The organism is Streptomyces sp. NPDC048637 (genome assembly GCF_040650675.1).
Taxonomy (GTDB): domain Bacteria; phylum Actinomycetota; class Actinomycetes; order Streptomycetales; family Streptomycetaceae; genus Streptomyces.
This window is the reverse complement of sequence record NZ_JBEZHQ010000029.1, coordinates 24316-38381: the sequence shown is the minus strand read 5'-3', so window position 1 is coordinate 38381 and position 14066 is coordinate 24316. Positions and strand designations below refer to the sequence as shown.

At 69.9% G+C, this 14066-nt stretch carries 12 protein-coding genes; all 12 read left to right on the top strand.

Features of this window, described 5'->3' with window-relative positions; all coding sequences use genetic code 11:
- Positions 1–3: 3 nt before the first annotated feature.
- The 12 genes from thrC to AB0C46_RS29200 all read left to right on the top strand — a co-directional run bounded on the left by thrC (position 4) and on the right by AB0C46_RS29200 (position 13995).
- Positions 4–1080: a threonine synthase gene (gene thrC / locus AB0C46_RS29255; RefSeq protein WP_362831462.1), complete on the top strand. Its 1077-nt coding sequence runs from the start codon at positions 4–6 to the stop codon at positions 1078–1080.
- Positions 1081–1422: 342 nt separating this feature from the next.
- Positions 1423–2340, top strand: coding sequence for a homoserine kinase (thrB, locus tag AB0C46_RS29250; protein ID WP_362831460.1), 918 nt, complete (start codon positions 1423–1425; stop codon positions 2338–2340).
- A gap of 373 nt (positions 2341–2713) precedes the next feature.
- Positions 2714–4765 carry a transcription termination factor Rho gene (gene rho, locus AB0C46_RS29245; protein ID WP_362831458.1) on the top strand — a complete coding sequence of 684 codons (2052 nt, stop codon included), beginning with the start codon at positions 2714–2716 and terminating at the stop codon, positions 4763–4765.
- 403 nt (positions 4766–5168) lie between these two features.
- Entirely contained in the window at positions 5169–6293 is a 1125-nt protein-coding gene (locus AB0C46_RS29240; protein WP_362831457.1) for an LCP family protein, read from the top strand.
- A 174-nt stretch (positions 6294–6467) separates the two neighbouring features.
- On the top strand, positions 6468–6692 hold the full coding sequence (gene rpmE, locus AB0C46_RS29235) for a 50S ribosomal protein L31 (protein ID WP_362831455.1): 225 nt from the start codon (positions 6468–6470) through the stop codon (positions 6690–6692).
- Between the two features lie 171 nt (positions 6693–6863).
- Positions 6864–7943 (top strand): peptide chain release factor 1, encoded by a 1080-nt coding sequence (prfA, locus tag AB0C46_RS29230; RefSeq protein WP_362831453.1) that lies wholly within the window; start codon positions 6864–6866, stop codon positions 7941–7943.
- A gap of 111 nt (positions 7944–8054) precedes the next feature.
- A complete protein-coding gene (gene prmC / locus AB0C46_RS29225; protein ID WP_362831452.1) occupies positions 8055–8900 on the top strand; it encodes a peptide chain release factor N(5)-glutamine methyltransferase in 846 nt (281 codons plus the stop codon).
- A gap of 70 nt (positions 8901–8970) precedes the next feature.
- Positions 8971–9618 (top strand): L-threonylcarbamoyladenylate synthase, encoded by a 648-nt coding sequence (locus AB0C46_RS29220; RefSeq protein ID WP_362831451.1) that lies wholly within the window; start codon positions 8971–8973, stop codon positions 9616–9618.
- Positions 9618–10292 (top strand): protein-tyrosine-phosphatase, encoded by a 675-nt coding sequence (locus tag AB0C46_RS29215; RefSeq protein ID WP_362831450.1) that lies wholly within the window; start codon positions 9618–9620, stop codon positions 10290–10292. Before AB0C46_RS29220 ends, AB0C46_RS29215 begins: the two co-directional genes overlap by 1 nt.
- A 147-nt stretch (positions 10293–10439) precedes the next feature.
- Complete coding sequence (glyA, locus tag AB0C46_RS29210; RefSeq protein WP_362831449.1) at positions 10440–11825, top strand: serine hydroxymethyltransferase; 1386 nt, start codon at positions 10440–10442, stop codon at positions 11823–11825.
- A gap of 99 nt (positions 11826–11924) precedes the next feature.
- Positions 11925–13268 (top strand): MraY family glycosyltransferase, encoded by a 1344-nt coding sequence (locus AB0C46_RS29205; RefSeq protein ID WP_362831448.1) that lies wholly within the window; start codon positions 11925–11927, stop codon positions 13266–13268.
- 289 nt (positions 13269–13557) lie between these two features.
- Positions 13558–13995: a hypothetical protein gene (locus tag AB0C46_RS29200; RefSeq protein ID WP_362831446.1), complete on the top strand. Its 438-nt coding sequence runs from the start codon at positions 13558–13560 to the stop codon at positions 13993–13995.
- Positions 13996–14066 lie beyond the last annotated feature (71 nt).

The following is a 14066-nucleotide window of genomic DNA, read 5'->3' as shown; positions in this document are numbered from 1 at the left end:
CCCATGTCTGCCAATTCCACCGCGAGCCGTCAGTGGCGCGGAATCATCGAGGAATACCGTGACCGGCTGCCGGTCAGCGACACGACCGAGGTCGTCACCCTCCGGGAGGGCGGCACCCCCCTCGTACCGGCGCAGCTGCTCTCCGAGCGCACCGGCTGCGAGGTGCACCTCAAGGTCGAGGGGGCCAACCCCACCGGTTCCTTCAAGGACCGCGGCATGACCATGGCCATCACCCGTGCCAAGGAGGAGGGCGCCAAGGCGGTCATCTGCGCCTCCACCGGCAACACCTCCGCCTCGGCCGCGGCCTATGCGGTCCGCGCCGGCATGGTCTGTGCCGTACTCGTCCCGCAGGGCAAGATCGCGCTCGGCAAGATGGGCCAGGCACTGGTCCACGGCGCGAAGATCCTCCAGGTCGACGGAAATTTCGACGACTGTCTGACGCTGGCCCGGAGCCTGTCCGAGAACTACCCCGTCGCACTTGTGAACTCCGTGAACCCGGTGCGTATCGAGGGTCAGAAGACCGCGGCCTTCGAAATCGTCGACATGCTCGGCGACGCCCCCGACATCCATGTGCTGCCCGTCGGCAACGCCGGCAACATCACGGCGTACTGGAGGGGCTACAAGGAGTACGCGGCGGACGGCATCGCCACGCACACCCCGCGGATGTGGGGTTTCCAGGCCTCCGGCAGCGCGCCGATCGTGCGCGGTGAGGTGGTCAAGGACCCGACCACGATCGCCACCGCGATCCGCATCGGCAACCCCGCCTCGTGGTCGTACGCACAGCAGGCGCGGGACGAGTCCGGCGGCTTCATCGACGATGTGACCGACCGTCAAATCCTGGCCGCCTACCGCCTGTTGGCGGCGCGGGAGGGGGTCTTCGTGGAGCCCGCCTCGGCCGCTTCGGTCGCCGGTCTGCTCAAGGCCGCCGAGGAGGGCAAGGTCGACCCGGGCCAGCGCATCGTCTGCACGGTCACCGGCAACGGCCTCAAGGACCCGGACTGGGCGGTGGCCGGAGCGCCGCAGCCGGTCACGGTCCCGATCGACGCGGACGCCGCGGCCGAGCGTCTGGGCCTCGCCTAGAACCCGGCAGCCGTACGGGCGGATCCGCGTGTACGGCACACGGTGACGGGGCGGCACACGTCCCGTCACCCACGCACAGCAAATTGTGCAAAGGCTGCAAAGATCACGGAAGACAGCGTCGAGGCATGGGAAGGCGCGCGACACGCATCGTGCGCCTCCCGTGCGCCCTATGTCGCGACAGAACCTTCCTTCGATAGGCTGGTAGCCAACTCCCCTCCCCACGGCATAACGCAGTGGTGTTCAGGGCAGGTCAGAACAGACCCCAGGAAGCCGGCCGGGCACTTCGGTGCCGCGGCGCTCCGGGGCAGTACCGCAGCATCAATCAAGGAGAGTCATCGAGCGATGGCCGGTCCCGCGTTCCGCGCCGCCGCCGTCCGGGTGCGCACCCCCGCTACCAGCGCCAATCTCGGTCCCGGCTTCGATGCCCTGGGTCTTTCCCTGGGCCTGTACGACGATGTCGTGGTGCGCGTCGCCGACTCCGGGCTGCACATCGACATCGCAGGTGAGGGTGCCGACACCCTGCCGCGCGACGAGAGTCACCTGCTCGTACGGTCGATGCGCGCCGCTTTCGAGCTGCTCGGCGGACAGCCGCGCGGCCTGGAAATCGTCTGCGCCAACCGCATCCCGCACGGCCGCGGCCTGGGGTCTTCCTCGGCCGCCATCAGCGCGGGCATCGTCGCCGCCCGCGCCGTGACGATAGGCGGTGAGCAAAAGCTCGACGACACCGCGCTGCTGGAGCTGGCCACCGAGATCGAGGGCCACCCCGACAATGTCGCCGCCTGTCTGCTGGGCGGTTTCACGCTCGCCTGGATGGACACCGGAACCGCGCGTGCGATCCGGATGGATCCCGCCGATTCCATCGTTCCGGTGGTCTTCGTGCCCGGAAAGCCGGTGCTCACCGAGACCGCCCGTGGACTGCTGCCGCGCACCGTCCCGCATGTGGACGCCGCGGCCAACGCCGGCCGCGCCGCACTGCTCGTCGAGGCCCTGACCAGGCGCCCCGAGCTGCTGCTCGCCGCGACCGAGGACCGACTCCACCAGGAGTACCGCGCCCCCGCGATGCCGGAGAGCGTGGCCCTGGTGAACCGACTGCGTGCGGACGGCGTCCCCGCAGTTGTGTCCGGTGCGGGCCCCACGGTGCTCGCACTGGTCGAGGACGCGGCGGCCGACAAGGTCGCGGCACTGGCGGGAGAGGGGTGGGCGGCCAACCGGCTGACCCTCGATGCGGCAGGCACCTGCGTGCTGCCGCTCGCCGGGTGATCACGCGGGTGATCGACGATTGCCGGTCTTGGAGAGGGGGAATGTTTGTTGGACCCGGTAGTGTTAACCTCAAGTCAGTACTCGACGCCTGAGTGGCGCGGTGCTTCGTGTCCCCCATAGGGACCACTTTCTTCCGGGAGCCTCCCAAACTGCTTGGAGCAATGGCCTGAGCAGTAGTGAGCACGCTCCGGAATCGGCGTGACGACATGGGCCACTCTGCATCTCTTCACGCCGGCGCCATGAACTGATCTCTCCGCCACTTCCGGCGGGACCACCGCCCCGGCCCCGGTCCACAAGACCAAGGACCCAGCCGGACAGCACAACCGGTCGCCGAGCCAGACAGGCCGACGCCCGCTCCAGGGAAGGACCCTTCGTGAGCGACACCACCGATCTGATGGGCGCGCGCACCGATGGCAGTGCCACCGCGCCCGCCACGGACGCTCCCGCCGCGCCTGCTACCACGCGGCGCCGCCGTTCCGGCACCGGCCTTGACGGCATGGTCCTGGCAGAGCTGCAGCAGGTCGCCTCCGGCCTCGGTATCAAGGGCACCGCGCGGATGCGCAAGAGCCAGCTGATCGAGGTCATCAAGGAGAAGCAGGCCGGAGGCTCAGGCTCCGCCGCCAAGGCCGACGCGCCCGCCGACACCGAGACCAAGCCCAAGCGCCGGACCACCTCCAAGGCCCGTACCGGCGACGACAGCGCGGAGCCGGCGGCCGGCAAGGCCGCCAAGTCCGACAGGGGCGACAAGGCCGGGGGCCAGCAGCAGATCGACATCCCCGGCCAGCCGGTCAGCGACGAGCAGCCGGCCGGCGAGCGCCGCCGCCGCCGCGCCACCGCCGCCGCGGGCAGCCCCGAGGCCGCCTCGGGCGACCTCAAGACCGACACCAAGGTCGAGGCGAAGACCGAGGTCAAGGCGGACGCCAAGACCGACACCGCGGCATCCCCGCAGGAGACCGGCGAGGGCCGGCCCGGCAAGGGGGGCGAGCGCCAGGACCGTGGCGACCGCCAGGACCGCGGCCAGAAGGGTGACCGTGGCGACCGCGGTGAGCGCGGCCAGCGCCAGCGTGACCGTGACCGCGGGGACCGCCGCAAGGGCGACGCCGGCGACGGCGGCCAGGGCGGTCAGGGCGGCCAGCGCCAGCGGGACCGCGGCGACCGCCGTACCGATGAGGACGACGACTTCGAGGGCGGCCGCCGGGGCCGTCGCGGCCGCTACCGCGACCGCCGGGGCCGTCGCGGGGGCCGTGAGGACTTCGGCAACGAGCCGCAGGTGTCCGAGGACGACGTCCTGATCCCGGTCGCGGGCATCCTCGACATCCTCGACAACTACGCGTTCATCCGGACCTCCGGCTACCTGCCCGGCCCGAACGACGTGTACGTCTCGCTCGCCCAGGTCCGTAAGAACGGTCTGCGCAAGGGTGACCACGTCACCGGCGCGGTCCGCCAGCCCAAGGACGGCGAGCGCCGCGAGAAGTTCAACGCGCTGGTCCGGCTCGACACCGTCAACAGCGTGGCGCCCGAACAGGGCCGCGGACGGCCGGAGTTCGGGAAGCTGACGCCCCTTTACCCGCAGGAGCGACTGCGCCTGGAGGGTGAGTCGGGCGGCCTGACGACCCGGATCATCGACCTGGTCACGCCGATCGGCAAGGGCCAGCGCGGCCTGATCGTGGCCCCGCCGAAGACCGGCAAGACCATGATCATGCAGGCGGTCGCCAACTCGATCACCCGCAACAACCCCGAGTGCCACCTGATGGTCGTCCTGGTCGACGAGCGTCCGGAAGAGGTCACCGACATGCAGCGGTCGGTGAAGGGCGAGGTCATCTCCTCGACCTTCGACCGCCCGGCCGAGGACCACACCACCGTCGCCGAGCTGGCCATCGAGCGCGCCAAGCGCCTCGTCGAGCTGGGTCACGACGTGGTCGTCCTGCTGGACTCGATCACCCGTCTGGGACGTGCGTACAACCTCGCCGCCCCGGCCTCGGGCCGCATCCTGTCCGGTGGTGTCGACTCGACCGCGCTCTACCCGCCGAAGCGCTTCTTCGGTGCGGCGCGCAACATCGAGGACGGCGGCTCGCTGACCATCCTGGCCACCGCGCTGGTCGAGACCGGCTCGCGGATGGACGAGGTGATCTTCGAGGAGTTCAAGGGCACCGGCAACCTGGAGCTCAAGCTCGACCGCAAGCTCTCGGACAAGCGCATCTTCCCGGCGGTGGACGTGGACGCGTCCAGCACCCGTAAGGAAGAGATCCTGATGGGCAGCGACGAGCTCGCGGTCGTCTGGAAGCTGCGCCGGGTGCTGCACGCCCTGGACCAGCAGCAGGCCATCGAGCTGCTGCTGGACAAGATGAAGCAGACGAAGTCCAACGCGGAGTTCCTGCTGCAGATCCAGAAGACGACGCCGACCGCGGGCAACGGCAACGACTGACGCCCGCCGGGCGCGCCCTGGCGCCGTACACCAAGCCCTCCTCGCCCTCACGGGTGAGGGGGGCTTCGTGCTGGGCGCCCCGTACGGCACGGGCCGCGACGGTGATCTGTGACCTGGGCCGTGTCCCCCCGGGCCGCAGCACGGCCGTGCTTGAGACCTTCCGCACAGATCCGGGCAACCCGCATGGTTCCAGCCATGGCGGAAAAGGGGCCGAAGACCCAGGTGAGGAGGGCGAAGGTCCCGCGCCCGTCCGCCGGGCCGCCGCGGTTTTCTAAGAAAGCGCTCATGACTCGCTGTGCAACCCTTCCCGTCGACCTCCCGTCTGACAAGGAGCACAAGGCCGTGCCAGCACACTGCACGGCGGCGGCGAGGGGCAGCCGAGTGAACGAGGACTGAGGAGCAGATGGCGGACACCAACGGGGCCGAGAAGACGGCCGAAAGCCGCGCCCGCGCCATACGCGCCACGGGACGTCGGCGCAAGGGGCCGACCCGGCGCCGACGCGTACTGACCATCACCCTGTGCACGCTGGTCAGCGTGGCGCTGCTCGGGGGCGCCGGACTCGGCTACGTCTACTTCAAGCTCAACGGCAATCTGAAGGGCGTCGACATCAACGCCGCCCTCGGACATGACCGGCCGAAGAATGTCGACGACGGTTCGATGGACCTCCTCGTGATGGGGTCCGACTCCCGCGCCGGCAAGAACGGTGACTACGGCAGGGACGAGGGCGGCGCGCGTTCCGACACGGCGATGATCGTGCACGTCTACAAGGGTCGTAAGAAGGCCAGCGTGGTCAGCGTCCCCCGGGACACCATGATCAAGCGGCCGGACTGCATCAAGGACGGCAAGGACGTCCCCGGTGCGCGCCGGGCGATGTTCAACACCGCGTTCGAGGTCGGCGGCCCGCCCTGCGCCGTGAAGACCGTCGAATCGATCAGCGGTATCCGGATGGACCACTTCCTCGAGGTCGACTTCACCGGCTTCAAGAAGCTCATCGACGCGCTGGGCGGGGTGGAGATCACCACCAGCAAGGCGATCGACGACAACGACAGCCATCTGCATCTGCAGCCCGGCAAGCACATGCTCGGCGGCGAGCAGGCGCTCGGCCTCGTCCGGACCCGGCACGGCGTCCCCGGTGGCGACGGCAGTGACCTCGGCCGCATCCAGCTGCAGCAGACGTTCATCAAGGCCCTGATGGAGCAGGTCAAGAACGTCGGGGTGCTCACCAACCCCACCAAGCTCTACGACATCGCCGACACGGCCACCAAGGCCATCACCACCGACACCGACCTCAACTCGGTCAGCGAACTGACCGGCCTGGCCAAGAGCCTGGGCAACATCGGGTCGGAGAACATCGACATGGTGACGCTGCCGGTGACCTACGACACCGAAGACCCCGACCGGGTGCTGCCGCTGACCAAGCAGAGCCGCCAGGTCTGGGACGCGCTCCGGCAGGACAAGGAGATCCCCAAGTCCGCGATCAAGGGCTCGGCCGGTGACAAGGGCGGCACGGACAATTACGTGAAGTAGCCGGTGCGGTGTGGTTCCGGGGTCCGGTGGCCCCGGAGCCGGCCGGGGAATAGTTGCGGACCTACCCCGGTTTTGGGAGATACGGCTAGTCCTGGCAGACTGGACCGTCGGCCCCGGTTCACGTGACGCAACCCGCGACACGACCCGGTGCACTCCCGAACCTAGGAGAATCCCTTGAAGCGCGACATTCACCCGGAGTACGTCGAGACCCAGGTCAGCTGCACCTGTGGCGCGTCCTTCACCACCCGTAGCACGGTCGCCAGCGGCACGGTCCGCGCCGACATCTGCTCCGAGTGCCACCCGTTCTACACCGGCAAGCAGAAGATCATGGACACGGGCGGCCGCGTGGCCCGCTTCGAGGCCCGCTTCGGCAAGGGCGCTGCAGCCGCCAAGAAGTAGCGACCCGCAAGGCGCCGGTCTCCGGTCGCCCCTGCCCAGGGGTGACCGGACCGGCGTTTTGTCGTCCTGGCCCTTGGCTCCCGTAAGGGGGGCCGGGGCCCGCGGCGCAGCCGCAGATGTGCCAGCGCCCCGGTACCCGGGTCACCACAGCAGCCAGTAGAGGAACCCACGATGTTCGAGGCGGTCGAGGAACTGATCGGCGAGCACGCCGATCTTGAGAAGCGGCTGGCCGACCCCGCGGTCCACGCCGACCAGCGCGAGGCCATGCGGCTCAACAAGCGCTACGCGGAGCTCACCCCGATCATCGCGACGTACCGCGACTGGAAGCAGACCGGCGACGACATGGAGACCGCGCGCGAACTCGCCGCGGACGACCCGGACTTCGCCGATGAGGTCAAGGAGCTCGACGCCCGGCGCGAGGAGCTGACCGAAAAGCTGCGGCTGCTGCTCGTCCCGCGGGACCCCAGCGACGACAAGGACGTCATCCTGGAGGTCAAGGCCGGTGAGGGTGGCGAGGAGTCCGCGCTGTTCGCCGGCGACCTGCTGCGGATGTATCTGCGCTACGCCGAACGGGCCGGCTGGAAGACCGAGATCCTCGAAGCCAACGAGTCCGACCTCGGCGGCTACAAGGACGTCCAGGTCGCCGTGAAGACCAAGGGCGGGGGCGGCGCCACCGAGCCCGGACAGGGCGTCTGGGCGCGGCTGAAGTACGAGGGCGGGGTGCACCGCGTCCAGCGGGTGCCCGCCACCGAGTCGCAGGGCCGGATCCACACCTCCGCGGCCGGTGTGCTGGTCACGCCCGAGGCCGAGGAGGTCGAGGTCGAGATCGGCCCCAACGACCTGCGGATCGACGTCTACCGCTCCTCCGGTCCCGGCGGCCAGTCGGTCAACACCACCGACTCCGCGGTACGCATCACGCACCTGCCCACCGGCATCGTCGTCTCCTGCCAGAACGAGAAGAGCCAGCTCCAGAACAAGGAGCAGGCGCTGCGCATCCTGCGCTCCCGGCTGCTGGCCGCCGCCCAGGAAGAGGCCGAGCGCGAGGCGTCGGACGCCCGGCGCAGCCAGGTTCGCACGGTTGACCGCTCCGAGCGCATCCGTACGTACAACTTCCCGGAAAACCGCATCTCGGACCACCGGGTCGGCTTCAAGGCGTACAACTTGGACCAGGTGCTCGACGGTGAGCTCGACCCGGTCATCCAGGCGTGTGTCGACGCCGACTCGGCCGCCAAGCTCGCCGCCGCCCAGTAAGCCCGCACGACCCTGTACGCACCGGCTGGAGACAGCAATCCCCCGGGGGACCCCCGGCCGATCGACGGCGAACCGCACCATGAAGACGCAGCGCACTAGGAGGAAGGCCCCGTGAACCTTCTGCTCGCCGAGGTGGCCCAGGCCACCCAGCGGCTGGCCGACGCCGGTGTGCCCTCGCCGCGCTTCGACGCCGAGGAACTCGCCTCGTTCGTGCACGGCGTCAAACGGGGTGAGCTGCACCACGTCAAGGACGCGGACTTCGACGCCCGTTACTGGGAGGCCGTCGCCCGCCGCGAGGCCCGTGAGCCGCTCCAGCACATCACCGGCCGGGCATTCTTCCGCTACCTCGAACTCGCCGTCGGGCCAGGGGTGTTCGTGCCCCGCCCGGAGACCGAGTCGGTGGTCGGCTGGGCGATAGACGCGGTACGCGCCATGGACGTCGTCGAGCCGCTGATCGTCGACCTGTGCACCGGCTCGGGGGCCATCGCCCTCGCCCTGGCCCAGGAGGTGCCCCGCTCGCGGGTGCACGCCGTGGAGCTGTCCGAGGAGGCCCTGGAGTACGCCCGCAAGAACGTCGAGGGGTCCCGCGTCGTTCTCCATCACGGCAATGCGCTGACCGCGCTTCCCGAACTGGACGGGCAGGTCGACCTGGTCGTCTCCAACCCGCCGTACATCCCGCTGACCGAGTGGGAGTACGTCGCACCCGAGGCCCGCGACCACGACCCCGAGCTCGCGCTGTTCTCGGGCCAGGACGGCCTGGACACCATCCGGGGCATCGAGCGGACCGCACACCGCCTGCTGCGGCCCGGCGGTGTGGTCGTCATCGAGCATGCCGACACCCAGGGCGGGCAGGTGCCGTGGATCTTCACCGAGGAGCGGGGCTGGGCCGATGCGGCCGATCACCCGGACCTCAACAACAGGCCCCGTTTCGCCACCGCGCGCCGGGCGACGCCATGACGCGGCCCGCCTCGGCGCTTGATGCAGCCGATGCATCCGAAGTATTCGTTTCGCACGAGGAGGTCCCGTAATGGCACGGCGATACGACTGCAGCGACGCGACCGACCGCACCACCGGTCTGCGCGAGGCCGCCTCGGCCGTCCGCCGCGGTGAGCTGGTCGTGCTGCCGACCGACACCGTCTACGGCATCGGCGCGGACGCCTTCAGCGCCGAGGCTGTCGGCGACCTGCTGGAGGCCAAGGGCCGCGGCCGCGGTATGCCCTCCCCGGTCCTCGTCGGGTCCCCCAACACCCTGCACGGCCTGGTCACCGACTTCTCCGAGCAGGCCTGGGAGCTGGTCGACGCCTTCTGGCCCGGCGCGCTCACCCTCGTCGCCCGGCACCAGCCGTCGCTGACCTGGGACCTGGGCGAGACCCGTGGCACGGTCGCCGTCCGGATGCCGCTGCACCCCGTCGCGATCGAGCTGCTCACCGAATTCGGTCCGATGGCCGTCTCCAGCGCCAACCTCACCGGCCACCCGTCCCCGCAGGACTGCGACGCCGCACAGGAAATGCTGGGCGACTCGGTCTCCGTCTACCTGGACGGCGGCCCGACGCCCGCCGCCGTACCGTCCTCGATCGTCGATGTCACCGGCAAGACCCCGGTCCTGCTGCGCGAGGGCGCGATCAGCGCGGAAGAACTGCGCAAGGTGGTACCCGAGCTCGAGGTGGCCAATTGATGGCGCCCCTGGGGCGTGGCATAGCGGGACCAGGCGGCGACACCCCGGTACCCCTTCCCTCTCCTTTTCGGATTCTCCACGTCAGCACCGGCAACGTCTGCCGCTCGCCGATCACCGAGCGGCTGCACCGCCATGCCCTGGAACTGCGGCTCGGTGAGGCCCGCAGCGGCGGGCTGCTCGTGGAGAGCGCCGGAACGTGGGGCCACGAAGGCGCCCCGATGGAGACGCACGCCGCCACGGTGCTCACCGACTACGGCGCCGACCCGGCCGGCTTCCTCGGCCGGGAGCTGCTCGACGAGCACGTCATCCGCGCCGACCTGGTGCTCACCGCCACCCGCGACCACCGCGCCCAGGTCATCTCGATGGGCCACTCGGCGGGGCTGCGTACCTTCACACTGAAGGAGTTCAACCGGCTGGTGCGGGCCATAGACCCCGCCACGCTCCCCGAGCCCGATCCGGACCAGCCGGACGGCGGGCTGGTCGAGCGCGCCCGTGCGCTGGTCGGCGCCGCCGCGGCGCTGCGCGGCTGGCTGCTGGCGCCCAACCCGGAGTCCGACGAGGTCTACGACCCCTACGGCGCCCCCATCACCTTCTTCCGCTCCATCGGCGACGAGATCAACCAGGCGCTCGACCCGGTCGTCACCGCGCTCACGGGAGTCCCGGCACGGGCCTAGGGGGTGTCTCTCCGATCTGGACACCCCTTAGGGCGCTCCGGCCCCGGGTGCCGTATCCGGGGCCCCCGAGCGGCCCGCACACCGCGCCCGATCGCCCTGCCGCGCCTACATTGGGACTACGTCCCCGTACGAGGCCCGGAGCAAGCGATGCCTGCCACCACCGCGTCACCCCGTAGCGAGACCCCGGACACCCGTTCCCAGGCCACCGCGCCGGCTTCCGGCGCCGGTCCGGCCGGGACGACCCTTGAGGAACGGGCGCGGGCCGCCGCCCGTGATGCCGGCAGCCGGCCGGCCGGCTCCCCGGACTTCGCCGCCCTGCTGCGCCAGGACCCGGAGATCGCCGGCGTACTGCTCGGGGAGAGCGCCCGGCAGCGCGACGGACTGCAGCTGATCGCCGCGGAGAACTTCACCTCACCGGCCGTCCTCGCCGCCCTCGGGTCCCCACTGGGCAACAAATACGCCGAGGGCTATCCGGGTGCCCGGCACCACGGCGGCTGCGAGATCGTCGACCTCGCCGAGCGGATCGCGGTGGAGCGCGCCAAGGCCCTGTTCGGGGCCGAACACGCCAACGTCCAGGCCCACTCCGGGTCTTCGGCCGTACTGGCCGCCTACGCCGCCCTGCTGCGCCCTGGAGACACCGTCCTGGCCATGTCCCTCCCGCACGGCGGCCACCTCACCCACGGATCGCCCGCCAACTTCTCCGGCCGCTGGTTCGACTTCGTCGGCTACGGCGTCGACGAGGAGACCGGCCTCCTCGACTACGACGCGATCCGCGACCTGGCCCGCGCCCGCCGGCCCAAGGCCATCGTCTGTGGCTCGATCTCCTACCCCCGGCACCTCGACTACGCCGCCTTCCGTGACATCGCCGACGAGACCGGCGCGTACCTGATCGCGGATGTCGCACACCCCCTGGGGCTGATCGCCGGGGGAGCGGCACCCAGCCCCGTCCCGTACGCCCATGTGGTGTGCGGAACCACACACAAGGTGCTGCGCGGACCGCGCGGCGGGCTGATCCTGTGCGGCACGAAGCTGGCCGAGCGGATCGACCGGGCGGTGTTCCCCTTCACCCAGGGGGGCGCACAGATGAATGCCGTCGCCGCCAAGGCCGTGGCCTTCGCGGAGGCCGCCACGCCCGCCTTCGGCGCGTATGCCCATCAGGTCACGGCCAATGCCCGCGCGCTCGCCGAGGCGCTCGCCGGACACGGTCTGACGATCACCACCGGCGGTACCGACACCCATCTGATCACCGCCGATACCGCCCCGCTCGGCCTGGACGCACGCACCGCCCGGGGCCGGCTGGCCGCCGCCGGTATCGTGCTGGACACCTGCGCGCTGCCGTGCGCCGAGGACCCGGTGATCCGCCGGACCGGCATCCGGCTGGGCACCGCCGCGGTGACGACCCAGGGGATGGGCGAGGCCGAGATGAAGGCGGTCGCCGAGCTGATCGTGGCGGCGCTGGAGGAGGACGGCGCGGTCCGCTCCCGGACCGTCGCTTTGGTCCACGGCTTTCCGCCTTATCCCGATCTCGGATGACGGCGGGAACCATCCGCTGACGCCAGGCGTCTTTTCCTGTATTCACGGCCAGGGGGCTGACCCGCATAGGGTGTGGGGCTGTGATGGCCAGCTATACCAATGGGGCAGCCCGTGCGTGAATACCTGCTGACGCTGTGCGTCACGGCCGCGGTGACCTACCTGCTGACCGGGCCGGTGCGGAAGTTCGCGATCGCGGCCGGTGCGATGCCGGAGATCCGTGCGCGTGATGTGCACCGCGAGCCGACGCCTCGGCTCGGCGGCATCGCGATGTTCGGCGGGCTGTGCGCAGGCCTGCTGGTCGCCTCGCATCTGACCAACCTCAAGAGCGTCTTCGAGAACTCCAACGAGCCACGGGCGCTGCTCTCCGGTGCCGCGCTGATCTGGATCCTCGGCGTCCTGGACGACAAGTGGGGCGTGGACGCGCTGGTCAAGCTCGGCGGCCAGATGATCGCCGCGGGCGTGATGGTCCTTCAGGGCCTGACGATTCTCTGGATCCCGATCCCCGGTGTCGGCACGGTCTCCCTCACCCCGATGCAGGGCACCCTGCTGACCGTCGCGCTCGTCGTGATCACCATCAACGCGGTCAACTTCGTGGACGGCCTGGACGGTCTCGCCTCCGGCATGGTCTGCATCGCGGCCGCGGCGTTCTTCATGTACGCGTACCGGATGTGGTTCGGCTACGGCATCGAGGCGGCCGCGCCCGCAACGCTGTTCTCGGTCGTTCTGATGGGTATGTGCCTCGGCTTCCTGCCGCACAACATGCATCCGGCGCGGATCTTCATGGGCGACTCGGGCTCGATGCTGATCGGCCTGGTCATGGCCGCGGGCGCGGTCTCGGTGACCGGCCAGGTCGACCCGGATCTGCTCAACCTGAAGGCGGGCGGTCTGCGTGAGGCGACCCACGCGATGGTGCCGGTCTACATCCCGCTGCTGCTGCCGCTGACGGTCATCGCGGTGCCGGTCGCCGACCTGATTCTGGCGATCGTGCGGCGTACGTGGAAGGGCCAGTCGCCGTTCGCCGCCGACCGCGGCCATCTGCACCACCGGCTGCTGGAGATCGGGCACTCGCACAGCCGGGCCGTGCTGATCATGTACTTCTGGTCGGCGCTGATCGCCTTCGGCGCGGTCGCCTACTCGGCGAACAACGCCAGCATGTGGATCGTCCTCGGCATCGTGCTGCTGAGCGCGGTGGGCCTGGTACTGCTTCTGCTGCCGCGCTTCACGCCGCGGGCGCCGATCTGGGCGGAGTGGATGGTGCCGCCGCGGTACCGCCGGGTCGCCCCCGCGGCGGTGCCGGCCGGGACGGCCGCGGCGACGGACGACGAGAGTGCCGTCGAACCGGAGGAGGAGCGGGAACCAGTTCCCGCGGGCATCCACGGTGCCACCGCGATCGGGGACCGCTCACGCTTCGTGGGCCGCCGGAAGGCGGACAGTCACCGCTGATCCAGGGGTTCGATCGCCCGAACGTGCATCAGGAATCGGGGCGGTTGACTCCATACCAGACATAATGCCGCCCGTCAGTGCACCAACGCGCACGTTCACGCTCAGGTGTGACAGGGTCCACACGAACCAGGTAAAGACCTCATCAAATAGTTTGTGATACCGTTCACGAAACCCGGCGACAGAGCCGAAGGGCCGTAGTGCGACTGTCCTTGGGCCGCAGGTTCCGCCTCAGGCCGGGTCTACGCTCGTCCATGACGACACACCCCACATCTTTTGCCGGAGCGCCGCCATGCAGTCGAATGACGCCCGACTACTCCTTCACGCCGTTGTGCCCACCCTCGCCATCGGCGCTGTCGCCGTTGCCGTGAGCGGAGCGGTCGCAGGTGTGGCGGGAGCGCTCGGCGCCGTCGTCGGCACCGTGCTGGTGCTGCTCGTCATGGGGGCCGGCCTGGTCGTCCTGCAGAAGACGGCGAAGAACCACCCGCAGCTGTTCCAGATGATGGGGCTGCTGCTGTACACGGTGCAGATCCTGTTCGTGGCGGTCTTCCTGATCGCGTTCAAGGACACCACGTTCTTCGACACCAAGGCATTTGCGTTCACGTTGCTCGGCGCCACCCTTGTATGGATCGCGGCACAGACTCGCGGGCATATGAAGGCGAAGATTCTGTACGTGGAACCCGACTCCGCCGAGCCGAAGAGGGCGGAGACGGCGGGGTCGCCGACGTGACACGTAGGGCCGAGATAAATGCCCTCCTGCGGGCCTGCTATCGTCCGGTTCCAACTGCGGCACAGTTGGCG

Excerpts from the sequence above, each read along its gene's own strand:
- thrC (WP_362831462.1), top strand. The coding sequence starts at position 4 with ATGTCTGCCAATTCCACCGCGAGCCGTCAGTGGCGCGGAATCATCGAG.
- thrB (WP_362831460.1), top strand. The coding sequence starts at position 1,423 with ATGGCCGGTCCCGCGTTCCGCGCCGCCGCCGTCCGGGTGCGCACCCCC.
- AB0C46_RS29240 (WP_362831457.1), top strand. The coding sequence starts at position 5,169 with ATGGCGGACACCAACGGGGCCGAGAAGACGGCCGAAAGCCGCGCCCGC.
- prfA (WP_362831453.1), top strand. The coding sequence starts at position 6,864 with ATGTTCGAGGCGGTCGAGGAACTGATCGGCGAGCACGCCGATCTTGAG.
- AB0C46_RS29220 (WP_362831451.1), top strand. The coding sequence starts at position 8,971 with ATGGCACGGCGATACGACTGCAGCGACGCGACCGACCGCACCACCGGT.
- AB0C46_RS29215 (WP_362831450.1), top strand. The coding sequence starts at position 9,618 with ATGGCGCCCCTGGGGCGTGGCATAGCGGGACCAGGCGGCGACACCCCG.
- glyA (WP_362831449.1), top strand. The coding sequence starts at position 10,440 with ATGCCTGCCACCACCGCGTCACCCCGTAGCGAGACCCCGGACACCCGT.
- AB0C46_RS29205 (WP_362831448.1), top strand. The coding sequence starts at position 11,925 with ATGGGGCAGCCCGTGCGTGAATACCTGCTGACGCTGTGCGTCACGGCC.
- AB0C46_RS29200 (WP_362831446.1), top strand. The coding sequence starts at position 13,558 with ATGCAGTCGAATGACGCCCGACTACTCCTTCACGCCGTTGTGCCCACC.